Genomic DNA, 22,131 nt, shown 5'->3' with positions numbered 1-22,131 from the left:
ACACGAAACAAACCCGCTTGTCATCCTTCGATTGCGATTTTGTAACGAAATGCCGGCTGTTGCCGCCTCATGTCGAAGCAGCTATGTCACGCTCAAGGGATGAGGAAACACCATGACAATCACGATGATGGCGCTGCTCGCCGCCGCGGGCTTTCTGTCGGGGGCGGTGAACGCGATTGCCGGCGGCGGCACGTTCCTGACATTCGGCGCCATGACGCTTGCCGGCATTCCGCCGATTTCCGCCAACGCGACCTCCTCGATCGTGCAGTTTCCGGGCTATGTCACGTCGACCATCGCCTATTGGGACGAGATTTCCCACCGCTGGCGCAGCGCCCTGCTGCTGGCGGTCGTTTCGGTCGTCGGCGCCTTCGGCGGCGCGTTCCTGCTGCTCTCGCTCGACAATCCTTCCTTCCGGCAGATCGTGCCCTGGCTGCTCGCCGCGGCGACGGCCGTCTTCGCCGCCGGCCCCTGGCTGAGGCCGAAGGCGTCGGCCGAACGCTCCGCCAATTCGCCCGCCTGCGTCATCGGCCAGTTCCTGACCTCGATCTATGGCGGCTTCTTCGGCGCCGGCATGGGCATCATGATGCTGGCGGTCCTCGGGGTCACCACCGGCGGCACCTATCACCACCTCAACGCGCTGAAGAACCTGCTGGCGGTGCTGATCGCCGCGGTGGCGATCGTCGTCTTCGTCGGCGGCGGGGTGATCGCCTGGCCCGAGGCGCTCGTCATGATCCCGGCGGGCGCGCTCGGCGGCTATGCCGGCGTGTGGATGGCCAGACGCGTGCCGCAGGCGGTGCTGCGCTGGTGCGTCGTGGCCGTCGGTATCGGCCTGACGATCTACTACTTCGTCACCGGCTGATTTTCATAAAGGTCCGGCCGCCGCTCGGCCGTCAGCTTCCTCGCTTCTTCCAGCCGCCATTTCTCGATCGCCGCGTGGTTGCCGGAGGTGAGCACGGCCGGGATTTCCCGTCCTTCGAAGACCTGCGGCCGGGTATATTGCGGATGTTCGAGCAGTCCGTTCTCGAAACTCTCATGCGTGCCGGAAAGCGCATTGCCCATGACGCCCGGCAGGATGCGGACGACGGCGTCGAGCAGCGTCAGCGCCGCCGGCTCTCCGCCGGAAAGAATATAGTCGCCGATCGAGACCTCTTCGAGGTTGCGCGCGTCGATCACCCGCTGGTCGATCCCCTCGAAACGCCCGCAGACGATCACCACGCCCTCGCCGGCGGCAAGCTCGCGCACCCTTTCCTGCGTCAGCGGTTTGCCCCGCGGGCTCATCAGCAGGCGCGGACGGGTATCCTCCCGGGAGACGTGGTCGATCGCCTTCGCGAGGATATCCGGCCTCAACACCATGCCGGCGCCGCCGCCGGCCGGCGTGTCGTCCACCGTGCGGTGCCTGTCTTCCGCGAAATCGCGGATCTGCACCGTGTCGAGCGACCAGTGGCCGCGTTCCTGCGCCTTGCCGGCCAGGGAGACGGCGAGATGTCCCGGAAACATTTCCGGATAGAGCGTCAGGATCGTCGCGCGAAAGGTCATTATTTGCCCTTGCGGGGAAAGCCCGTTGCCGGACCGTCTTCGTCCGGGGTTTCGGTCAGCCCCGCCGCCTGCGGGTCGATCAGGATCTTGCCGCCTTCGAGGTCGATTTCGAGGACCGCCGCTTCCGAAAAGGGGATGAGCGCCGGCCGGCGGCCGGGACCCTTGAGCTCCAGCAGGTCGCCGGCGCCGAAATCGTAGACCGCGCTCACCGTGCCGTAGCTCTTGCCGTCCTGGTCGATCGCTTCGAGACCTTCGAGATCGGCGTAATAGAACTCGTCGTCCTCCAGCTCCTCGTCCGGCAGGTTGTCCCGTTCGATGAATAGCTCGAGGCCGTTCAGCGCCTCGGCGGCATTGCGGTCGTTGATGCCCCGGAAGCGGACGATCGCGACATTCTTCGCCTCGCGGATTTCAAGGATCTCGAAGACGCGGCCGTCCTCGCTGTGCAGGTTGCCGTAGTCGCCGAGCGCGGTCGGATCGGCGGTATAGGACCGCACGCGCACCTCGCCCCTCAGGCCTTGAGCGGCGCCGATGGTCGCCATCAGAACGGGGTTTTCGAGCTTGGGCATGCGGTCGTGATCTCGGTTGTCTCAGGTTCCATTTAAGCGCAACGTAAAGAAATGCAAACAGCAAAACGGGCAGCGCGTCGCCGCACTGCCCGTCGTCATGAAGAACGGTCGCGAAAGCTTACGCTTCGGCGGCAGCAGCTTCCGTGTCGGCGGCCTTCTGGGCGCGCTCGGCGGCGCGTTCCTGGGCTTTCTTGCCCGGCTTTGCCTTTTCCGGGTTGTTGCGTGCGTCACGCTTGGCGATGCCGGCTTCGGCGAGGAAGCGCAGAACGCGGTCGGTCGGCTGGGCGCCCTGGTCGAGCCAATGCTGGATGCGGTCGGCGGTCAGTTCAACGCGCTTGGCATCGTCCTTGGCGAGCATCGGGTTCCAGGAGCCGAGCTTTTCGAGGAAGCGGCCGTCGCGCGGCGAGCGGGCGTCCGCGACGACGATGTGGTAATACGGACGCTTCTTGGAGCCGCCGCGGGCGAGACGAATTTTCAGGGACATTGCATTTACTCCTTGGGACTTTTCTTGAGGCCGTCGTCGGACGGGCTGCTCATGCGGTTTCTTTCGTGCCGCCGTGTTCGGCGGCGATGGCTTCATGATGCCGGATGACTTCCTTGATGACGAAGTTCAGGAACTTCTCGGCGAAATCCGGATCCAGATGCGCTTCCTTCGCCAGGCGGCGAAGACGCTCGATCTGGTATTCCTCGCGCGCCGGGTCGGCCGGCGGCAATTCGTACTGGGCTTTCAGGACGCCCACTTCCTTGGTGCAGCGGAAACGTTCCGCCAGCATGTGCACGAGCGCCGCGTCGATGTTGTCGATCGACTGGCGATAGCTCGCGAGCCTGGCCTTCACTTCGGGATCAACCACGAACTCCTCCCTCACTTCTTCTTCGGCAGGCCGGGAAGGCCCGGAAAACCGCCGCCCAGACCCGGCAAACCACCGGGCAGCTTGGCGCCGCCGCCGAGGCCCGGCATTCCGCCGCCCGGCAGGCCCGGCATCGAGCCTGGCTTGAGGCCTGCGGCTTCCGCCTGCTTCTGCAGGGCTTCGAGCTGTTTCGGGTCGAGCTTGGAAAGGTCGGGCATGCCGCCCATTCCCCCCATGCCTCCGAGGCCCATCTTGCTCGCCAGGCCGCCCATCATCTGCTTCATCATGCCGCCTTTGCCCTTGCCGCCCATCATTTTCATCATGTCGGCCATCTGGCGGTGCATTTTCAGAAGCTTGTTAATGTCGGAGGCGTCAGTGCCGGAACCGGCGGCGATGCGCTTCTTGCGGCTGTGCTTCAGGATATCCGGGTTGGCGCGCTCGGCCTTGGTCATCGACTGAATGATGGCGATCTGGCGGTCGAACATCTTGTCGTTCATGCCGGAGGCCGCGAGCTTGTCCTTCATGCCGGCCATGCCCGGCATCATGCCCATGATGCCGCCCATGCCGCCGAGCGACTTCATCTGGCGAAGCTGGTCGGCGAGATCGTTCAGGTCGAACTTGCCCTTGGCCATCTTCTCGGCCATGGCGCGCGCCTTATCGGCGTCGATATTCTCCGCGGCCTTCTCGACCAGCGAGACGATGTCGCCCATGCCGAGAATGCGGTCGGCGATGCGGCGGGGATGGAATTCCTCCATCTCCGTCATCTTCTCGCCGGTACCGATCAGCTTGATCGGCTTGCCGGTGACGGCGCGCATGGAAAGGGCCGCGCCACCGCGGCCGTCGCCGTCCATGCGGGTCAGCACGAGGCCGGTGATGCCGACGCGCTCGTCGAAATTGCGGGCGAGGTTGACGGCGTCCTGGCCGGTCAGGCTGTCGGCGACGAGCAGGATTTCATGCGGATTGGACTTCCGCTTGATCTCCGCCATTTCCTGCATCAGCGGCTCGTCGATATGGGTGCGGCCGGCGGTGTCGAGGATCACGACGTCATGGCCGCCGAGCCTTGCGGCCTGCACGGCGCGCGCGGCGATATCGGTCGGCGACTGGCCGGCGATGACCGGCAGCGTATCGACGCCGGTCTGGACGCCCAACTGGCGGAGCTGTTCCTGGGCTGCCGGGCGGCGCGTGTCGAGCGACGCCATCAGCACCTTCTTCTTCTCGCGGTCGGTCAGCCGCTTGGCGATCTTGCCGGTCGTGGTCGTCTTGCCCGAGCCCTGAAGGCCGACCATCATGATGACGACCGGAGCCGGCGCATGCAGGTCGATGCCGACGCCTTCGGAGCCCAGCATCCCGACGAGTTCGTCATGGACGATCTTGACGACCATCTGGCCGGGCTTGATCGATTTCAGGACTTCCGCGCCGACGGCCTTTTCGCGCACCCGGTCGGTGAAGGAGCGGACGACTTCCAGCGCCACGTCCGCTTCGAGCAGCGCACGGCGAACCTCGCGCAGAGCGGCGGAGACATCCGCTTCGCTCAATGCGCCACGGCCGGTCAGTCCACTCAAGATGGAGCCAAGACGGTCCTGGAGGCTTTCGAACATCGTTTCTTCCTTCTCGCGTTTCGGGATCACCCGAAACGTCGGGTCTTTCCGCGACAAAAACAAGACGCCCCAGGAGAGGGCAAAGCCAAAAAGCACCCGAGGGCGCAACGCGCTGTCGGGTGTTGACCTCCGGGCTCGGTAAAATCGGCCCCGGTCGGCGGCTCCAAGTTCTCGACTTGTCAGCAGATCGCCGGGCTTAAACAGGAAAAGAGGCGGGGAGTCAAGATGCGGGGCGGTTTGCGCCGTAGGCATCTGTCTCAAATGAAGTTATCTTGCCGATATGAATCGTCGCAAATTTCTCAAATGGTCCGGTGTTGCAGCGATCGCCGCACTGTTCGGTGGCGTCGCCGCACGAGGAGCCATGGCTGCCAACAAGTATTATTCCGGCCCCGTCTCCGATCATTTCGACGGAGCCGCGTTCTTCAATCCGGGTGGCGTGGAACCGCGTGGTGGTTTCGATCTCCTGCGCTGGAAGCTCGGTGGGGGCAATATCGCCTGGCCGGAGAGTTTTCCGAGCCCCTTTCCCCAGGCGGTGCCGGAAACCCGCATTTCGGGCAGCCGGCTTGTCGTCACCATGGTCGGACATGCCTCGATGCTGATCCAGGTCGCCGGCCTCAACATTCTGACGGACCCGGTCTGGAGCGAGCGGACCAGCCCGTTTTCCTTCATCGGTCCGAAACGGGTGAATCCGCCGGGCATCCGAATGGGGGACCTGCCGCCGATCGATCTCGTCATCGTCACCCATAACCACTACGACCATCTGGATTTAGAAACGCTCCGGGTATTGCAGAGCCGCGACAGGCCGCATTTCGTCACGCCGCTCGGCAATGACACCCTCATCCGGTCGCGGGTGCCCGATGCGCGGATCACCGTCATGGACTGGGGTGGGCGCGAGAAAGTCGCACCCGGCATCGCGCTTCATTGCGAACCCTGCCATCACTGGTCAGCGCGCGGCATGGGCGACCGGCGGATGGCGCTCTGGGCCGCCTTCGTTCTGGAGACGCCGGCCGGCAAGATCTACCATGTCGGCGATACCGGCTTTCACGACGGCATCAACTACCGGGCGGCGAGAGAGAAGCATGGAGGCTTCCGGCTCGCCAACCTGCCCTTCGGCGCCTATGAGCCGCGCTGGTTCATGAAGGCGCAGCACCAGAACCCGGAAGAGGCGGTCGAGGGCCTGCGGCTTTGCGACGCCGCCTTCGTCGCCGGCCATCACTGGGGCACGTTCAAGCTGACGGACGAGGGTATCGAACAGCCGCTCGAGGCACTGCATGCGGCGCTCGACAAACGCGGCATCGCTCGCGAACGTTTCCGGCCGATGCGGCCCGGCGAAGCCTTCGAGGTGCCTTCCGTCTCCGCTTGAGCAGCAAAACCGTTGCGCAAATGCGACAGCGCACTCTCCCTTCTCCCCAGCGGGGAGAAGGTGCCCGCAGGGCGGATGAGGGGGGCGAAGCCAACATCCAGCACGGCGTTTGCCGCGTGTGCACCCCCTCATCGCCTCGCTTTGCTCGGCACTTCTCCCCGCTGGGGAGAAGAGGGCGCAAGCCGAACTCGCTCGGTTCTTCCATATGCGGTATGCCGAATAGCGGCGCTTGTTCTTCTGGGGAAGCCGCCGCCTCCATCCGATCTCCCCCCTTGAGGGGGAGATGCCCGGCAGGGCAGAGGGGGGTGCGGCGGCAGGCATCCACCGGCACTGATGGATGAAACGCAAACCCGTCTGAGCCTTGTCAATCACTTGACCTCTTTCTCATCCCCGCCCTCCCGCCTCATGCCTACAATCTCCCCGTCCCGCATCGGATACACCGGAAGGCGTTCCGGCGAGGCGGGGCCGGCGCGGGTGTTGAGGGGAAGACGCAAAGCCTCACCATCCGGGTTCGCGGAAAATGGTCTCCCTCCGGCGACACGGGGAGAGGTGACGGGCAACGGACCGGCCCATCATCTCTTGATGCCCGAAAGAGCGCGCCGGGCGTGCCTGTGCGGCACACAGGGTGGCCGGCTGGATGGTTTCGCCGGACTTTTCTGTCCGTCCGCGTCAAGCGGATAGTCCGGCGGCGGCGTCATGGATTGTTGGCGATAACTCGGTTCGCCCGTGGTCCATGAGGTCAGACGAACACCGTCCGGGAAGGCCAAGGCAGAGGGACCGAAGTCGCGGATAAAAACCGCCGAACGGGGCGCTGAGAGGTGTCACCTATTAAACTAACCTAAGAGGCAGCTTTCAGCGCCCCGTCCGACTTGAAAAATTTCCGGATCGCCAAGGGAGGATTCCGTCTCTCGTCCCCCCGGGGCTTGACCCGAGGGCAAGGAAGGGCGCCGTCCATCTCTGGCCCACTGGTAATTCCCGCGCAATTCCGCCATATACGGCCGGGAAGTGGGCATTTCGCCCGCAATGGATCGGCGCCATGACAGATTTGGTCGAATTCGCGAAGATGAACGGGCTTGGCAACAAGATCCTGGTCGTCGACATGCGCGGTCGTTCTGACAAAGTCACGCCCGAGGCCGCGATCGCGCTGAATGCCGATCCGGCCACCCGATTCGACCAGATCATGGCGATCCATGATCCCAAGGCCCAGGGCACCGACGCCTTCATCGATATCCTGAATTCCGACGGCTCCAAGGCGCAGGCCTGCGGCAACGGCACGCGCTGCGTCGTGCAGGCGCTTGCCGCCGAGACCGGCCGTAAGGCCTTCACCTTCCAGACGGTCGCCGGCATCCTGAACGCCGTCGAGCACGAGGACGGCACGATCTCGGTCGACATGGGCAGGCCGGTCTTCGAATGGAACCGTATCCCGCTCTCGGAAGAATTCTTCGACACGAGCCGTATCGAACTGCAGATCGGCCCGATCGACGCGCCGGTGCTGCACTCGCCGTCCGCCATGTCGATGGGCAATCCGCATGCGGTCTTCTGGGTCGACCGCGATCCGATGAGCTTCGATCTCGAACGCTTCGGGCCGCTCCTCGAAAACCATCCGATGTTTCCGGAAAAGGCGAATATCACGCTGGCGCAGGTCACCTCGAATTTCTCGCTGCGCACCCGCACCTGGGAACGCGGAGCGGGCCTGACGCTCGCCTGCGGTTCGGCTGCCTGCGCCTCCGCCGTCTCCGCCGCGCGCACCGGCCGCACCGGCCGCCGGGTGACGATCGACGTCGCCTCCAGCCCGGTCCGCCAGCCGCTTACCATCGAATGGCGGGACGACGATCACGTGGTGATGACCGGCCCGGCCGAATGGGAATGGTCCGGCAAGGTGAACCCCACGAGCGGCACGTTCACCAGAGATCAGGAGCCCACTATTGGCGAGCAGGAGGCTCAGGTCCATTGAGCGGCGTCGAGGTCATCACCTTCGGCTGCCGGCTCAACACCTATGAATCGGAAGTGATGCGGGCCGAAGCCGAAAAGGCGGGGCTGAACAACGCCATCCTCGTCAATACCTGCGCCGTCACCGGCGAGGCCGTCCGCCAGGCCGGCCAGGCGATCCGCCGCGCCCGGCGCGAAAATCCGCATGCGCGCATCATCGTCACCGGCTGCGCAGCCCAGACCGAGAAGCAGACCTTCGCCGACATGGCGGAAGTGGATGCCGTGCTCGGCAACGAGGAGAAGCTGAAAAGCGCCTCTTATCGCGGCCTGCCGGATTTCGGCGTCTCGGCGGAAGAAAAGCTGCGCGTCAACGACATCATGAGCGTCCGGGCGACGGCGCCGCAGATGGTGAAGCATATAGACGGCCATGTGCGGGCCTTCATCCAGGTGCAGAACGGCTGCGACCACCGCTGCACCTTCTGCATCATCCCCTATGGCCGCGGCAATTCCCGTTCGGTGCCGATGGGCGCGGTGGTCGATCAGGCTCGAAAGCTCACCGAAAGCGGCTATCGCGAGATCGTGCTGACCGGCGTCGATGCCACCAGCTACGGCGCCGACCTGCCCGGCCAGCCGTCGCTCGGCTATCTGGCGAAGACCCTCTTGAAGCAGGTGCCGGACATCCTGCGCCTGCGCCTGTCGTCCATCGACAGCATCGAGGCAGACGGGCATCTCTGGGACCTGATCGCCGACGAGCCCCGTTTCATGCCGCATCTGCATCTCTCCCTGCAGCACGGCGACGATCTGATCCTGAAGCGCATGAAGCGGCGGCATTCCCGTGCCGAGGCGCTCGCCTTCACCGAACAGGCCCGGCGGTTGAGGCCCGAGATCGCCTTCGGCGCCGATATGATTGCCGGTTTCCCCACCGAAACGGAGGAGATGTTCGAGAATGCCGCCACGCTTGCGGAAGAGGCGGGCATTTCCTTCCTGCACGTCTTCCCCTACAGCCCGCGGCCCGGCACGCCGGCGGCGCGCATGCCGCAGGTCGATCGCGGGCTCATCAAGGATCGGGCGGCGCGGCTCCGCGCCCGGGGCGAGGCGCTGCATCGCGCCCATCTCGACCGCATGGTCGGCACCGAGCAGGCGATCATCGTCGAGAATAATGGCATGGCGCATACGGAAAACTTTTCGCTGGTTGCGGCACCCGGGCTTGTTCCCCGCGACCTCAAGCGCGTTATGATGACCGGGCATAACGGCAAACATCTGGAAATGCAGGTGATGCCGGCCTCTGTGGCAAGCAGGGCGGCGTAACCGGAACGGATTTCTCATGGCATTGGGCTTCATCAAACGAGTCTTCACCTTCGGCAAGCCCGCCGAGGAACAGGCGCCGGAGGCGGCAAGGCCGGAGGATGCCCCTGCCGTCGCGGCGGAGCTGGAGCCCAAATCCCGCGCCGAAGATCTGCCCGTCTCGCCCGTCGATCCGGTGGCACTGACGGAGATCGAGACCGCTGGCGGGCCTGCGGCGGATGTAGCGGCGGAGAATGTTGAGTTTTCCGAACCGGAAAGGGAGGAAGAGGAAACGCTGCCGATCCTTCCGGGTGCGGAGAACGTATCCGATATCGGTGTTGTGCCGCTGTCTCTGCTGGAGGCGGAGGAAGAAGCCGCTCTTACGGAAACACCCCCCTCTGTCCTGCCGGACATCTCCCCCTCAAGGGGGGAGATCACGGATGAGCTGCCGGCTTCCCCATCCGACGCCGACGATGTTTCAACGACTTCGGAGCCTGCTCTCGGGCAGGGCGCGAACCACGAGCCGATCTCCCCCCTTGAGGGGGAGATGTCCGGTAGGACAGAGGGGAGTGTTTCCCCAGAAGGTGAGGGTCGTGGGACACCCAGCCTCCCCAAAGGCTTCTCCACCTCCCGCACCGAGCCTGCACCCACCCCCGCTGCTCTCGCCCCGAAACTCTCCTGGTTCCAGCGTCTCCGTGCCGGCCTCGCCCGTACGTCCTCGCAGCTCACCGGTCAGATCTCCGCGCTCTTCACCAAGCGCAAGCTGGACGAGGATACGCTGGAGGAACTGGAGGACCTGCTGATCCAGGCCGATCTCGGCGTCGAGACGGCGATGCGCATCACCGGCGCGCTATCGTCCGAGCGCTACGGCAAGGATGTCACCGGCGAGGACGTCTCGCGCATCATGGCGGACGAGATCAGCAAGGTCCTTTCGCCGGTCGCGAAGCCCCTGCAGCTCGATCTCAATCACAAGCCGCATGTCGTCCTCGTGGTCGGCGTCAACGGCACCGGCAAGACGACGACGATCGGCAAGCTTGCCGCAAAGCTCTCTGGCGCGGGCCTCAAGGTCATGCTCGCCGCCGGCGATACTTTTCGCGCGGCCGCCATTGAGCAGCTCAAGATCTGGGCGGACCGCACAGGTTCGGAATTCATCGGCACCAAGCTCGGCGCCGACGCGGCGGGGCTCGCCTACGACGCCTATGAACAGGCGAAGGCGAAGAAATCGGACGTGCTGATCATCGATACCGCCGGCCGGCTGCAGAACCGCACGGAGCTGATGGCGGAGCTCGAAAAGATCGTTCGAGTGCTCGGCAAGCTCGACCCGGACGCGCCGCATACCGTGCTGCAGACGCTCGACGCCACGACCGGCCAGAACGCCATGAGCCAGGTGGAGATCTTCCGCAACGTCGCCGGCGTCAGCGGCCTCATCATGACCAAGCTCGACGGAACGGCGCGCGGCGGCATCCTCGTCGCCATCGCCGCCAAGCACAAGCTGCCGGTCTATTTCATCGGCGTCGGCGAGGGCGTCGACGATCTCGAACCGTTCGAAGCGCAGGATTTTGCAAGCGCCATTGCCGGTTTGACGCATTGATGACACAGAAAGACGATTTGGCTTCGCCACACAGGCTTCAAAGTTGGGACCCATGCAGACGATCGAAAGCGACACCACGCCGACCAAGGAAGAAAAGCAGCATCCGATGCTGAAACTCGCGCTGGAGATCGGACCGCTTCTGATCTTCTTCTTCGGCAACCTGCGCGGCGAGTGGCTGGTCGAGAAGCTGCCGGCCCTTTCGGCGATCGGCGGCCCGCTTCTGATCGCGACGGCCCTTTTCATGGTCGCGACCGTCATCTCGCTGGTCATCTCGAAGATCGTCTTCCATCACCTGCCGGTCATGCCCTTCGTGTCGGGCGTTGTGGTGCTGGTGTTCGGGTCGCTGTCGATCTGGCTGCAGGACGAGACCTTCATCAAGATGAAGCCGACCATCGTCAACACGCTATTCGGCGTGGCGCTGCTCGGCGGCCTTCTTTTCGGCAAGTCGCTGCTCGGTTACGTCTTCAACGCGGCGTTCCAGCTCGACGAGGCCGGCTGGAAGAAGCTCACCCTGCGCTGGGGCATCTTCTTCCTTTTCCTCGCCGTGCTGAACGAGGTCGTCTGGCGCAACTTCTCCGATGCGGCCTGGGTCAACTTCAAGGTCTGGGGCACGATGCCGATCACCATCGCCTTCACGCTCGCCCAGATGCCGCTCATCATGCGGCACACTCTTCCCGATCCGGCCGCGGAAACGGAAAAGTGACGGCAACCGACCTTTCCAATCCCGGTTCGTCCGCGAAGCGCTGGCTTCTCGTCGCGCTCGCTCTTTTCCTCGCTCAGATCGTCATTCTCTATGCGATCGGCCGCATTCCGATCTGCGAATGCGGTTATGTGAAGCTCTGGGAAGGCGGGGTGAACACGAGCGGCAATTCGCAGCACCTCTCCGACTGGTACACGCCGTCCCACATCATCCATGGCTTCCTCTTCTACGGCCTCGGCTGGCTGATCCTCCGCCGCGCTCCGATGACCGCAAGACTTTCGCTCGCTGTACTGATCGAGGCCGCCTGGGAAATCCTGGAAAACTCGCCTTTGATCATCGACCGCTACCGCACGGCGACCATGGCGCTCGGCTATTCCGGCGACAGCATCGTCAATTCGGCGATGGATACGGTCTTCATGGTGCTCGGCTTTTTCGCGGCCGCGCGCCTGCCCGTCTGGCTGACGGTGGCGGTCGCGATCTTCTTCGAGTTGCTGACCGGCTACATCATCCGCGACAACCTGACCCTCAACGTGCTGATGCTCGTCTGGCCGGTGGATGCGATCCGGGAATGGCAGGCGGCGCTGCCCTGAACAACTGATCAGCTTGCGGCGGCAGCCTTCTCGATAGCCGGCAGAAGTTCCTGCGTCAGGCTGCGCTCGTCGAAAGGGCCTACCTTCTTGTAGAGGATCGTGCCGTCCGGGCCGACCAGATAGCTCTCCGGAATGCCGTAGACGCCCCAGTCGATCGCAGCCTTGCCGTTCGGGTCGACGCCGATCGCCTTATAAGGATTGCCGAGTTCGCCGAGGAAACGCAGCGCGTTGTCGTTGCGGTCCTTGTAGTTGATGCCGACAATGTTGAGCCGGTTGTCGTCAGCCAGCGCCTTCAGGATCGGATGTTCCTGCCGGCAGGGCACGCACCAGGAGGCGAAGACGTTGACCAGCGTCAGCTTGCCTGTGACCGCAGCGTCGGTCAGGGCCGCCGTGTTCGAACCTTCGAGCGGCGGCAGCGCCAGCGAGGGGGCCTTCTTGCCGATCAGCGCGGAGGGAATGGCGGAAACGTCGAGGCCGTTGACGTCCTGGTCGTAGAGCATCTTGCCGGCAACCCCGGCAAAGCCGATGAAAACGACGAGCGGGATGGCCGCCAGCGCGTAGCGGGCGAAACCCTTGCGTTCGACTGGCCGGTTTTCGGCTTCCGCGCTCATGTCACGTCACCCTTCGCCTGCGCCGAACGACGTCGGATGCCGGAGGCCTCCAGTTCGGCCAATTCCTTCCGCCGGGCGCGGCCGTCGAGCCACACCCAGCCGATGAGACAGAGAGTGACGAGAGCAGTCACGGCATAGGACATGGCGATGTAGAACGTGTGGGTCATGTCACGCCTCCCGTTCGCCGCCGGCCATGCGGGCCGCCATCCGGCGCTGCGCGGTGACGCGGCGGCGCCAGATCTCGTTGCGCATCGCCATCACATGAAGCGTGAAGAAGAGCAGGGTGAAGGCGATCGCCATGACCAGCAGGGGCCAGAGGAATTCCGGATCGATGGTCGGGCCGTCCATGCGCATCACGCTCGCCGGCTGATGCAGCGTGTTCCACCAGTCGACCGAGAATTTTATGATCGGAATGTTGACGAAGCCGACGAGGATCAGCACGGCGGAGACGCGGGCGGCCCGCGACGGATCGTCCATGGCGCGGTTCAGCGCGATGAGCCCGAGATACATGAGGAAGAGCACAAAGACGGAGGTCAGCCGCGCATCCCAGACCCACCATGTGCCCCACATCGGCTTGCCCCAGAGCGAGCCGGTGGCGAGCGCGATCAGCGTGAAGCCGGCGCCGAGCGGTGCTGCGGCCTTGTGGGAAACGTCGGCCAGCGGATGACGCCAGACCAGCGTGCCGATCGCCGAGGCGGCCATGACCGTGTAGCACATCATCGACAACCAGGCGGCGGGCACATGCACATACATGATGCGCACCGTCTGGCCCTGCTGGTAATCGCCCTCGGTGGTGAAGCTCAGATAGAGGCCGACCGCAAAGAGGATCGCCGTGATCGCCGCCATCCAGGGCAGGATGCGCGCCGCCAGCGCCAGGAACCGCGTCGGATTGGCAAGGTCGCTGAATTTGGTGATGGCGAGGCTTTCGGGCATGGAATCTTTCTAAAGTGCGATGGCGCCTGTCATGTTGATCCTAGTCAATCAGCGGCATTCTTCAACGCCAGCGCAGCACCAAGCGGACCGAGCACGGCAAAAAACATCGTGATGGCCACCAAAATCAAGAAAGGCGACATAAAAGGGGCAGGATCCTCGACGGCCGCATAGGAGGCGCTGACGCCGAAGATCAGCACGGGGATCGCAAGCGGCAGGACGAGGATCGAGACCAGCAGCCCGCCGCGCGGCAGCGCCACCGCCACCGCTGCGCCGACCGCGCCAATGAAGGTGAGCGCCGGCGTGCCGACGAAAAGCGTCAGCATGGTCGCGCCGATCGCCACCTCGTCCATGTTCATGAAGAGGCCGAGGAGCGGCGAGGCGACGACGAGCGGCAGGCCGTTGCCGAGCCAATGGGCCAGACATTTGACGAGCACGGTCAGGACGAGCGGATGCTCCTGCATGAGGAGAAGATCGAGCGAGCCGTCCTCCCGGTCCGTCTGGAACATCCGGTCGAGGCCCAGCAGGGCGGAAAGCAGTGCGCCGATCCAGACGATCGCCGGACCGATGCGCGAAAGCAGATTGAGATCCGGCCCGACGCCGAAGGGGATGACGGCCACGACCGTCATGAAGAACAAGACGCCGATCAGCGCCCCGCCGCCGGCGCGCACGGAAAGTCTGAGGTCGCGGAGGAGGAGGGCGGTCATGGTTGCTTTCGTCCTTGGGCGAAGAAAAACCCCTCCCCAACCCCTCCTCGCAAGGGGGAGGGGTTAACCTGCGGCACTCCCCGTGCCCCAAACCGCCCATTATCAGTCGAAACCCCGGCGCTGGGCGAAAGAGCTTGCATGGGGAATGCAACGGTGCGGCAGATTAAGCCCCTCCCCCTTGTGGGGAGGGGTGGGGGAGGGGTGTCCATGCATGTCCGCATCACCAACTCTCCTCCATCACACCCGCAAATCCCGCCATCTTGAGCTCCTTTGCATTCTCCAGCCCGAGCGGCTGGTGGGTCGCGGCGAGCAGGATGCCGCCTTCGGCGAGATGCGCCTTGATGAGATCGGTGAAGACCCTTTCGGCACTTGCGTCGAGCGCCGCGGTCGGCTCATCGAGGATCCAGACCGGGCGGTGTGAGACGAGCAGCTTGGCAAATGCGATGCGGCGCTGCTGGCCGGCGGAGAGATAGCCGAAGGGGAGATGGGCGATGCCGCCGAGGCCGACGGCCTCAGCGGCCTCCGCGGCCGAAAGACCGGTGCCGCCTTCGAAATTGCCGAAAAAGCTCTTCCAGAAGGAAAGGTTTTCGGAAACGGAAAGCTCCGCCTTCATCGCGTTGCGGTGGCCGAGATAGTGGCAGGCTTCGGCGGCGCGCATGCCCGATTCGGCCGCGTCGGAATGCCACGTCACCCGGCCGGTCTCTGGATGCAGCAATCCGGCCACGACGCGCAGCAGCGTCGATTTCCCGGAGCCGTTGCGGCCCGTCAGGACGAGCGCCTCGCCGGCTCCGAGATCGAAGGAGATGTCCTTGAAAATCAGGTCTTCGCCGCGCCTTGCGCTTAAGGTTTCGGCCGTCAGCCGCATGCTCGGGACCTTCGTTCGGATTTCGCTCATCCCGATTCAAAAAATTGTTCGAGATCACGCTTCAAGTGTCTGGAACCCTTCTTAGAAATTATCTATAAGCGGTGCAACCACGCCAGCGGCCGGCGTGATTTCCATCTTGCGCCGAACCTGAAGACCCACAAATCTTCTCGTGCGGACAGCGGAAATGGTCGCACCCGCATCCTGATGTGCATGAAGTGCATAGGCGTCCGCACGCGCGTGTAGGCTCTTACGTATCAGCGGGGTTATTTTCCGTGGCAAAATCTCTCGACAGCTTCAATTGTCGTTCCGTCCTGACCGTGGGCGGCAAGGACTATGTCTATTACAGCCTGCCCAAGGCAGAGCAGAACGGTCTTCCGGGCGTTTCGAAGCTTCCCTTCTCCATGAAGGTCCTTCTCGAGAACCTGCTCCGCTTCGAAGATGGCCAGTCGGTCACCAAGGAGCAGATTCTTTCGGTCGCCGAATGGCTGAACAACAAGGGCCTCGCCGAAAGCGAAATCGCCTACCGTCCGGCGCGCGTGCTGATGCAGGACTTCACCGGCGTTCCGGCCGTGGTCGATCTCGCCGCGATGCGTGACGGCATCAAGGCGCTCGGCGGCGATCCGGAAAAGATCAACCCGCTCGTGCCCGTCGATCTCGTCATCGACCACTCGGTCATCGTCGACGAATTCGGCACGCCGCAGGCGTTTGCCCGCAACGTCGAGCTGGAATACCAGCGCAACGGCGAGCGCTACCGCTTCCTGAAATGGGGCCAGCAGGCGTTCGAGAACTTCCGCGTCGTTCCGCCCGGCACCGGCATCTGTCACCAGGTCAATCTCGAATATCTCGGCCAGACCGTCTGGACGAAGGAAGAGGACGGCGAAACGATCGCCTATCCGGACACCTGCGTCGGCACCGATTCGCACACGACGATGATCAACGGCCTCGGCGTTCTCGGCTGGGGTGTCGGCGGCATCGAAGCGGAAGCGGCCATGCTCGGCCAGCCGGTCTCCATGCTGCTGCCCGAGGTCATCGGCTTCAAGCTCACCGGCAAGCTCAAGGAAGGCGTCACCGCGACCGACCTGGTGCTCACCGTCACGCAGATGCTGCGCAAGAAGGGCGTCGTCTCCAAGTTCGTCGAATTCTTCGGCCCGGGCATGGACAACATGCCGCTCGCCGACCGCGCCACGATCGGCAACATGGGTCCGGAATACGGCGCGACCTGCGGCTTCTTCCCGGTCGACGGCGAAACGATCCGCTACCTCACCATGTCCGGCCGCACCAAGGAGCGCATTGCGCTCGTCGAAGCCTATTCGAAGGCTCAGGGGATGTGGCGCGAAGGCGACGGCGCGGACCTCGTCTTTACCGACACGCTGGAACTGAACCTGAGCGACGTCGTGCCGTCGATGGCCGGCCCGAAGCGTCCGGAAGGCCGTATCCCGCTGGAAGGCATCGCTTCCGGCTTCGCGACCTCGATGGAGAACGACTACAAGAAGCCCGGCCAGCTTTCCAACCGTTATCCGGTCGAAGGCACCGATTTCGATCTCGGCCATGGCGACGTGGCGATTGCCGCCATCACCTCCTGCACCAACACCTCCAACCCGTCGGTGCTGATCGCAGCCGGCCTTCTCGCCCGCAACGCGGTCGCCAAGGGCCTGAAGTCCAAGCCCTGGGTCAAGACCTCGCTGGCGCCCGGATCGCAGGTCGTCGGCGAATATCTCGAGAAGTCCGGCCTGCAGAAGGATCTCGATGCCCTCGGCTTCAATCTCGTCGGCTTCGGCTGCACGACCTGCATCGGCAATTCCGGCCCGCTGCCGGCGCCGATCTCCAAGACGATCAACGACAAGGGCCTCATCGTTTCGGGCGTGCTCTCGGGCAACCGCAACTTCGAAGGCCGCATCTCGCCGGACGTCCAGGCGAACTATCTCGCTTCGCCGCCGCTCGTCGTCGCCTACGCGCTCGCCGGCACGGTGCAGAAGGACCTGACCAGCGAGCCGATCGGCGAGGACAAGGACGGCAAGCCGGTCTACCTCAAGGACATCTGGCCGACCTCGCATGAAGTGCAGGAGTTCATCCAGAAATACGTCACCCGCGAGCTTTACGAGACGAAGTATGCGGATGTCTTCAAGGGCGACCAGTATTGGCAGGCCGTCAACGCTCCGTCGGGCCAGACCTATGCCTGGGACGACAATTCGACCTATGTCCAGAACCCGCCCTACTTCGTCGGCATGGGCAAGAAGGGTAGCGGCATCAAGGACATCAAGGGCGCCCGCGTTCTCGGCCTCTTCGGCGACAAGATCACCACCGACCACATTTCTCCGGCCGGTTCGATCAAGGCGGCTTCGCCCGCCGGTGCCTATCTCACCGAGCATGGCGTCGGCGTAGCGGACTTCAACCAGTACGGAACGCGCCGCGGCAACCATGAAGTCATGATGCGCGGCACCTTCGCCAACATCCGCATCCGCAACCACATGCTCGGCCCCAACGGCAAGGAAGGCGGCTACACCATCCACTATCCGTCGAAGGAAGAGATGTCGATCTACGACGCCGCGATGAAGTACAAGGAAGAAGGCGTTCCGCTCGTCATCTTCGCCGGCGTCGAATACGGCAACGGTTCGTCTCGCGACTGGGCCGCGAAGGGCACCAACCTGCTCGGCGTCAAGGCCGTCATCGCCCAGTCCTTCGAGCGCATCCACCGCTCGAACCTGGTCGGCATGGGCGTCGTTCCTTTCGTCTTCGAGGAAGGCACGACCTGGGCGAGCCTCAACCTCAAGGGCGACGAGACCGTCACCATCGAGGGTCTCGAAGGCGACATCAAGCCGCGCGAATGGAAGACCGCCAAGATCACCTATGGCGACGGCACGGTGAAGGAGATCAACATCCTCTGCCGCATCGATACGCTCGACGAGGTCGTCTACATGAACAACGGCGGCATCCTGCAGACCGTTCTGCGCGACCTCGCCGCCTGAGCGACGAAATGAACATCCGCCGGAGCTCGGCTCCGGCGGATGCATTCCGGCATGCTCCCGCCTGAGGCTACCTGCCCTTGACCGTCGTCATCCTCATCGGAATGGCCGTCACCGTCTTCCTGACATCGCTACTCTCGGGCATTTTCGGCATGGCGGGCGGGCTGATCCTGCTCTGGGTCCTGCTGTTCCTCTATCCCGTCGGCACCGCGATCGCCATCCACGGCGTCATCCAGATGGTGTCGAACGGCTCCCGCGCCTGGTTCTCCCGCGCCTATATCGACTACGGGATCCTCGGCATCCTGGGTCTCGGCCTCGTCATTTCGAGCATCATCCTGCTGATCGTCGACTACCAGCCGGACTTTATCGTGGTGTCGATCGCGATCGGGCTGATGCCGGTCCTCGTCTGGCTGCCGGTCTCGAAGCTGCGGCTCGACGCGTCCAAGCCGCATCACGCGCTTGTCTGCGGACTGATCGCCGGGGCTCTGACGGTGGGCGTCGGCGTTTCCGGCCCGACGATCGACATCTTCTTCATCCGCACGATGATGGACCGGCGCAAGGTGATCGCCACCAAGGCGGCGGTGCAGGTGGCCTCGCATGCCACCAAGGTGGTGTTCTACTGGAACGCGGCGACCGCCCTGCCGCCGGCCGACTGGGCCTCGATCCTGATCGCGGCGCCGATCGCCATTCTCGGGGCAAGGGCCGGCAACGACATCCTGCAGAAGATGACGGATGCCAATTTCCGTGCCTGGACGCGCTGGATCGTCACCGGCGTGGGAGCCGTTTATTTCACGCAGGGCATGCTGAAGCTGATTTGACGGAGCTTGGGTCCCAGGGCGGATGCCGTCCAAGGAAATGTGTCAGGAAGACGATCAATTATCCGGTCCTCACCCCTTCGTGACTTTCTCTTGAGGCGGCAGGATGGTTACTTTCCGCCAGCCCGTACGTTAGCCGTCGATCGCTCTTGATTGCCGCGAGCAATCGTGGATAACAGTTACCCTGATAAAAAAGGTCAGCCACCCATGCCGCTCCGCTTCCGCTCCGTAATCCTTCTTGCGGGCCTGCTTTACGCAGGCGTCACGCTGGCGGGAGAAGTACGGGCGCCAAAGGGCGTGGTGGAGCTCTTCACCTCCCAGGGTTGCTCCTCCTGCCCACCCGCGGATGCGACGCTCGGAAACCTGGTGGCGCAGGGCGATGTGGTGGCGCTCTCCTATCATGTGGATTACTGGAACTATCTCGGCTGGACCGACACGCTGAGTTCGCGGGAGAACACCGAGAGGCAGTACGGTTATGCCAAGACGCTCGGCCGCAGCGGCGTCTACACGCCGCAGGCGATCATCAACGGCCGCGATCATGTGAAGGGAACGGATATTTCCGTCATCAATGACAGGGTCACGCAACTCGGCGCGGCAGGCGAAGGGCTGATCGTGCCGGTCACTGCGGTCATGCGCGGCGACGAGATCGAAATCGAGATCGGCGGCGGCAAGGGGCGGGCGGATGTCGTGGTCGCCTATTTCACCAGGCGTCAGCAGGTGGAAGTGACCAAGGGCGAGAACAGCGGCAAGAACATGGAATACTGGCATGCCGTCTATGACGTGCAGTCCGTCGGCACGTGGAACGGCCAGAGCATGAAGCTGACCCTGCCGGGCAAGCTGATGGGCAAATCCAAGAAGGACGGCTGCGCTATCCTGCTGCAGGCCTCCGGTCCCAGCGGCGAGCCGGCGGCCATCCTCGGCGCCACGATCCTGATGGCCGGCCGCAAGAAATACTGACCCGGAAATATTTGCCGAGGACCGTTGCGCGGTCGTCGGATCCTTGTTCGGGTGAGGTGTCGGCGGCCCGATCCGGAAACATTGGGGGGCTGGGGGTAAGGGTCAATGTACCAGACCGGGCCATATGGCGCGAGAACCGCGCCAACCAACGCAATCAATCTCGCTTCGAAATCAGGCACTGTTTTGTTCGAAATGGGGCAAGAATAAAAACGTGCGGCGGTCCACAGGAGAGGCCGCGGATCTCCATTTAGCCTTGAAACGCTCCAGGCTCTCGGGCACACTGTCACATCTCCGACATCGACGAGTTTGGGAGCCTTGATGACCGATCAGCCGGAATTGCCGGGGGCGCAGAGACCCCAGGACACAACCGTCGTCGTCAACCTCAGCGAATACAGGCAGAGCCGCGATCCCGTCCCGGTGACCTTCCACCGGCGCGAGCTCGACGCGATTCTCAGAATCTACGGCCGCATGGTCGGCGAAGGGGAATGGAAGGATTACGCGATCGACCACCTCAAGGACCGCGCGGTCTTTTCCGTTTTCAAGCGGTCTGGCGAAATGCCGCTCTTCCGGATCGAGAAGAACCCGAAGCTCGCCAACAAGCAGGGCGCCTATTGCGTGCTCAACACGCACGGCACGATCCTCAAGCGCGGCCATGAGCTGCCGCAGGTGCTCAAGGTCTTCGACAAGGTGCTGAAACTGATCGACTGAGCGATCCGATCCTTTCGGATTTTATCGCAGCCGCAATCCCGAAGCCGCTTTCCGGCGGCGTGCGCCTATTCGGCAAACAGCGAGCCGGGATAGGCATTCCGGTCAGGAGCTGTCGCGGCGCCCTCGCCAAGTGCTGCCTGCATCAAAACCGTGTCCAGCCATTTCCCGTGCTTGAAGCCGGTGCCTTTCAGCGTGCCGGTCAGCTCGAAGCCGAGGCCGCGATGAAGAGCCACGGAAGCGGCGCTCGCGCCGCCGATGACGGCGACCATCTGCCGGAAGCCGAGCGCTTCGCAGCGGACGAGCAATTCCTTGAGCAGCGCCCGGCCGATGCCCTGACCGCGCGCTTCCGGTGCGAGATAGATCGAATCCTCGACCAGCCAGCGATAGGCCGGGCGGGTGCGGAAGGCCGAGGCATAGGCGTAGCCGAGAAGCGCGCCGCCTTCGCCTTCGGCGGCGATATACGGATAGCCCTTGCTCCTGATCCCTTCGAACCGGCTCATCATCTCCGCCTCTCCCGGCGGGACGATCTCGTAGCTCGCAGTGCCGTTCAGCACGCTGTCGCGGTAGATTTCGGTGATGGCGGGAAGATCGGCCAAGGTGGCGTCGCGGAGGCGGAAGGTCATCGGGGCAGGCAGTCGTTGAAGAGAATGTCCGAACCTATGCCGCGTCGCGGAGGCGGGCAACAAAAAAGGCGACCCGAGAGCCGCCTTCTTCGTATTCATGTCCGGTGCCGTTATTCGTCGCGATTGCCGAGGAACTGCAGCAGGAACGTGAAGAGGTTGATGAAGTCGAGGTAAAGCGTCAGGGCGCCCATGATCGCCTTGCGGCCCATGACGGCCACGTCGTCGCCATCGTAGTACATTTCCTTGATCTTCTGCGTATCGTAGGCGGTGAGGCCCGCGAAGATCAGCACGCCGATCACGGAGATGGCGAAGCCGAGGGCAGACGAAGCCAGGAAGATGTTGACCACCGAGGCGATGATCAGGCCGAAGAGGCCCATGATCAGGAACGAACCCATCGCCGACAGGTCCTTCTTGGTCGTGTAACCGTAGAGCGACAGGGCGCCGAAGGAGGCGGCCGTGACGAAGAAGGTCTGCACGATGCTCTGGCCGGTGAAGACCAGGAAGATCGAGGACAGCGACAGGCCCATCAGCGCGGCATAGACCCAGAAGGTCGTCTGCGCGGCTGCGACGCTCATCGAGTTGATCCGGAAGCTCAGGAAGAAGACCATCGCCAGCGGAGCCAGCATGACAACCCACTTAAGCGGGCTGGCATAAAGCAACTGGCCGAAAGCCGTAAGCTGGCCGTCGGCAACTGCCATCTGCCATGTCAGGAAGGCCGCTACGCCGGTGATCGCAAGCCCGAGTGCCATCAGGTTGTAAACCTTCAGCATATAGGCACGGAGGCCCTCGTCGATCATCGCACCGGATTGGACGCGGGTCTGCGCCATTCGGTTCTGGTAGTTGTTGAAGTCAGCCATTGTTTCCTCTTTAAGCTCCGAAGTTAGTCACGGTGTCGGGCCCCCTTTGTCAGACCCAGGCGCCGCTGCGGAGCTTCAGCAAGCCTGCCG

23 protein-coding genes are annotated in these 22,131 nt (G+C 63.6%); 11 read left to right on the top strand and 12 right to left on the bottom strand.

From position 1 onward, the window contains the following. Positions 1-112 precede the first annotated feature (112 nt). Positions 113-859 carry a sulfite exporter TauE/SafE family protein gene (locus ACMGE0_RS10055; protein WP_436815709.1) on the top strand — a complete coding sequence of 249 codons (747 nt, stop codon included), beginning with the start codon at positions 113-115 and terminating at the stop codon, positions 857-859. Here the strand turns inward: ACMGE0_RS10055 and trmD are convergent. The 5 genes from trmD to ffh all read right to left on the bottom strand — a co-directional run bounded on the left by trmD (position 841) and on the right by ffh (position 4,548). Beyond that, positions 841-1,536: a tRNA (guanosine(37)-N1)-methyltransferase TrmD gene (trmD, locus tag ACMGE0_RS10050; RefSeq protein WP_436815708.1), complete on the bottom strand. Its 696-nt coding sequence runs from the start codon at positions 1,534-1,536 to the stop codon at positions 841-843. The two genes, ACMGE0_RS10055 and trmD, sit on opposite strands and share 19 nt — an antisense overlap. After that, on the bottom strand, positions 1,536-2,102 hold the full coding sequence (rimM, locus tag ACMGE0_RS10045; protein WP_436815707.1) for a ribosome maturation factor RimM: 567 nt from the start codon (positions 2,100-2,102) through the stop codon (positions 1,536-1,538). Before rimM ends, trmD begins: the two co-directional genes overlap by 1 nt. A 118-nt stretch (positions 2,103-2,220) precedes the next feature. Continuing rightward, positions 2,221-2,586, bottom strand: a complete 366-nt coding sequence (gene rpsP / locus ACMGE0_RS10040) for a 30S ribosomal protein S16 (RefSeq protein ID WP_436815706.1) — start codon at positions 2,584-2,586, stop codon at positions 2,221-2,223. A 49-nt stretch (positions 2,587-2,635) separates the two neighbouring features. Then, on the bottom strand, positions 2,636-2,953 hold the full coding sequence (locus ACMGE0_RS10035; protein ID WP_085419720.1) for a chorismate mutase: 318 nt from the start codon (positions 2,951-2,953) through the stop codon (positions 2,636-2,638). Positions 2,954-2,964: 11 nt separating this feature from the next. Continuing rightward, the gene (gene ffh, locus ACMGE0_RS10030; RefSeq protein WP_436815705.1) at positions 2,965-4,548 is read right to left on the bottom strand and encodes a signal recognition particle protein; all 1,584 of its coding nucleotides are present in this window, start codon (positions 4,546-4,548) and stop codon (positions 2,965-2,967) included. 280 nt (positions 4,549-4,828) lie between these two features. Here ffh and ACMGE0_RS10025 point away from each other — a divergent pair, with 280 nt between their 5' ends. From ACMGE0_RS10025 to ACMGE0_RS10000, 6 genes are all read left to right on the top strand, one after another. Continuing rightward, positions 4,829-5,911 carry an MBL fold metallo-hydrolase gene (locus tag ACMGE0_RS10025; protein ID WP_436815704.1) on the top strand — a complete coding sequence of 361 codons (1,083 nt, stop codon included), beginning with the start codon at positions 4,829-4,831 and terminating at the stop codon, positions 5,909-5,911. A gap of 1,036 nt (positions 5,912-6,947) precedes the next feature. Further along, a complete protein-coding gene (dapF, locus tag ACMGE0_RS10020) occupies positions 6,948-7,865 on the top strand; it encodes a diaminopimelate epimerase (protein ID WP_436815703.1) in 918 nt (305 codons plus the stop codon). Then, positions 7,862-9,148, top strand: coding sequence for a tRNA (N(6)-L-threonylcarbamoyladenosine(37)-C(2))-methylthiotransferase MtaB (gene mtaB, locus ACMGE0_RS10015; RefSeq protein WP_436815702.1), 1,287 nt, complete (start codon positions 7,862-7,864; stop codon positions 9,146-9,148). Before dapF ends, mtaB begins: the two co-directional genes overlap by 4 nt. Before the next feature lie 16 nt (positions 9,149-9,164). After that, entirely contained in the window at positions 9,165-10,715 is a 1,551-nt protein-coding gene (ftsY, locus tag ACMGE0_RS10010) for a signal recognition particle-docking protein FtsY (RefSeq protein WP_436815701.1), read from the top strand. 52 nt (positions 10,716-10,767) lie between these two features. Next, positions 10,768-11,418, top strand: coding sequence for a septation protein A (locus ACMGE0_RS10005; RefSeq protein WP_436815700.1), 651 nt, complete (start codon positions 10,768-10,770; stop codon positions 11,416-11,418). Beyond that, entirely contained in the window at positions 11,415-12,005 is a 591-nt protein-coding gene (locus ACMGE0_RS10000) for a DUF2585 domain-containing protein (protein ID WP_436815699.1), read from the top strand. The genes ACMGE0_RS10005 and ACMGE0_RS10000 overlap by 4 nt, the downstream gene beginning before the upstream one ends. Before the next feature lie 8 nt (positions 12,006-12,013). On the opposite strand, the gene ACMGE0_RS09995 is transcribed toward ACMGE0_RS10000, so the two are convergent. From ACMGE0_RS09995 to ccmA, 5 genes are all read right to left on the bottom strand, one after another. Further along, the gene (locus ACMGE0_RS09995) at positions 12,014-12,616 is read right to left on the bottom strand and encodes a DsbE family thiol:disulfide interchange protein (protein WP_436815698.1); all 603 of its coding nucleotides are present in this window, start codon (positions 12,614-12,616) and stop codon (positions 12,014-12,016) included. Further along, on the bottom strand, positions 12,613-12,783 hold the full coding sequence (ccmD, locus tag ACMGE0_RS09990; RefSeq protein ID WP_436815697.1) for a heme exporter protein CcmD: 171 nt from the start codon (positions 12,781-12,783) through the stop codon (positions 12,613-12,615). The genes ACMGE0_RS09995 and ccmD overlap by 4 nt, the downstream gene beginning before the upstream one ends. Before the next feature lies 1 nt (position 12,784). Next, positions 12,785-13,549, bottom strand: a complete 765-nt coding sequence (locus ACMGE0_RS09985; protein WP_436815696.1) for a heme ABC transporter permease — start codon at positions 13,547-13,549, stop codon at positions 12,785-12,787. A gap of 44 nt (positions 13,550-13,593) precedes the next feature. Then, complete coding sequence (gene ccmB / locus ACMGE0_RS09980) at positions 13,594-14,253, bottom strand: heme exporter protein CcmB (RefSeq protein ID WP_436815695.1); 660 nt, start codon at positions 14,251-14,253, stop codon at positions 13,594-13,596. Positions 14,254-14,473: 220 nt separating this feature from the next. Then, the gene (ccmA, locus tag ACMGE0_RS09975; protein WP_436815883.1) at positions 14,474-15,118 is read right to left on the bottom strand and encodes a heme ABC exporter ATP-binding protein CcmA; all 645 of its coding nucleotides are present in this window, start codon (positions 15,116-15,118) and stop codon (positions 14,474-14,476) included. A gap of 272 nt (positions 15,119-15,390) precedes the next feature. Between ccmA and acnA the strand changes: the two genes are divergently transcribed. The 4 genes from acnA to ACMGE0_RS09955 all read left to right on the top strand — a co-directional run bounded on the left by acnA (position 15,391) and on the right by ACMGE0_RS09955 (position 20,561). Next, positions 15,391-18,084 (top strand): aconitate hydratase AcnA, encoded by a 2,694-nt coding sequence (gene acnA, locus ACMGE0_RS09970; protein ID WP_436815694.1) that lies wholly within the window; start codon positions 15,391-15,393, stop codon positions 18,082-18,084. A gap of 77 nt (positions 18,085-18,161) precedes the next feature. Beyond that, positions 18,162-18,899, top strand: a complete 738-nt coding sequence (locus ACMGE0_RS09965) for a TSUP family transporter (RefSeq protein ID WP_436815693.1) — start codon at positions 18,162-18,164, stop codon at positions 18,897-18,899. Between the two features lie 204 nt (positions 18,900-19,103). Beyond that, on the top strand, positions 19,104-19,853 hold the full coding sequence (locus tag ACMGE0_RS09960) for a DUF1223 domain-containing protein (protein ID WP_436815692.1): 750 nt from the start codon (positions 19,104-19,106) through the stop codon (positions 19,851-19,853). A 318-nt stretch (positions 19,854-20,171) separates the two neighbouring features. After that, on the top strand, positions 20,172-20,561 hold the full coding sequence (locus ACMGE0_RS09955) for a DUF2794 domain-containing protein (RefSeq protein WP_436815691.1): 390 nt from the start codon (positions 20,172-20,174) through the stop codon (positions 20,559-20,561). A 65-nt stretch (positions 20,562-20,626) separates the two neighbouring features. On the opposite strand, the gene ACMGE0_RS09950 is transcribed toward ACMGE0_RS09955, so the two are convergent. Both ACMGE0_RS09950 and ACMGE0_RS09945 read right to left on the bottom strand, forming a co-directional pair. After that, positions 20,627-21,184 (bottom strand): GNAT family N-acetyltransferase, encoded by a 558-nt coding sequence (locus ACMGE0_RS09950; protein WP_436815690.1) that lies wholly within the window; start codon positions 21,182-21,184, stop codon positions 20,627-20,629. A gap of 110 nt (positions 21,185-21,294) precedes the next feature. Beyond that, positions 21,295-22,041 carry a Bax inhibitor-1/YccA family protein gene (locus tag ACMGE0_RS09945; RefSeq protein ID WP_436815689.1) on the bottom strand — a complete coding sequence of 249 codons (747 nt, stop codon included), beginning with the start codon at positions 22,039-22,041 and terminating at the stop codon, positions 21,295-21,297. Between the last annotated feature and the right edge of the window lie 90 nt (positions 22,042-22,131).

It is taken from the genome of Neorhizobium descurainiae, assembly GCF_051400715.1.
In the GTDB taxonomy this organism is placed as follows: Bacteria; Pseudomonadota; Alphaproteobacteria; order Rhizobiales; family Rhizobiaceae; genus Neorhizobium.
Note: the sequence above shows the minus strand (reverse complement) of the source record. Positions and strands in the feature narration are given on the sequence as shown.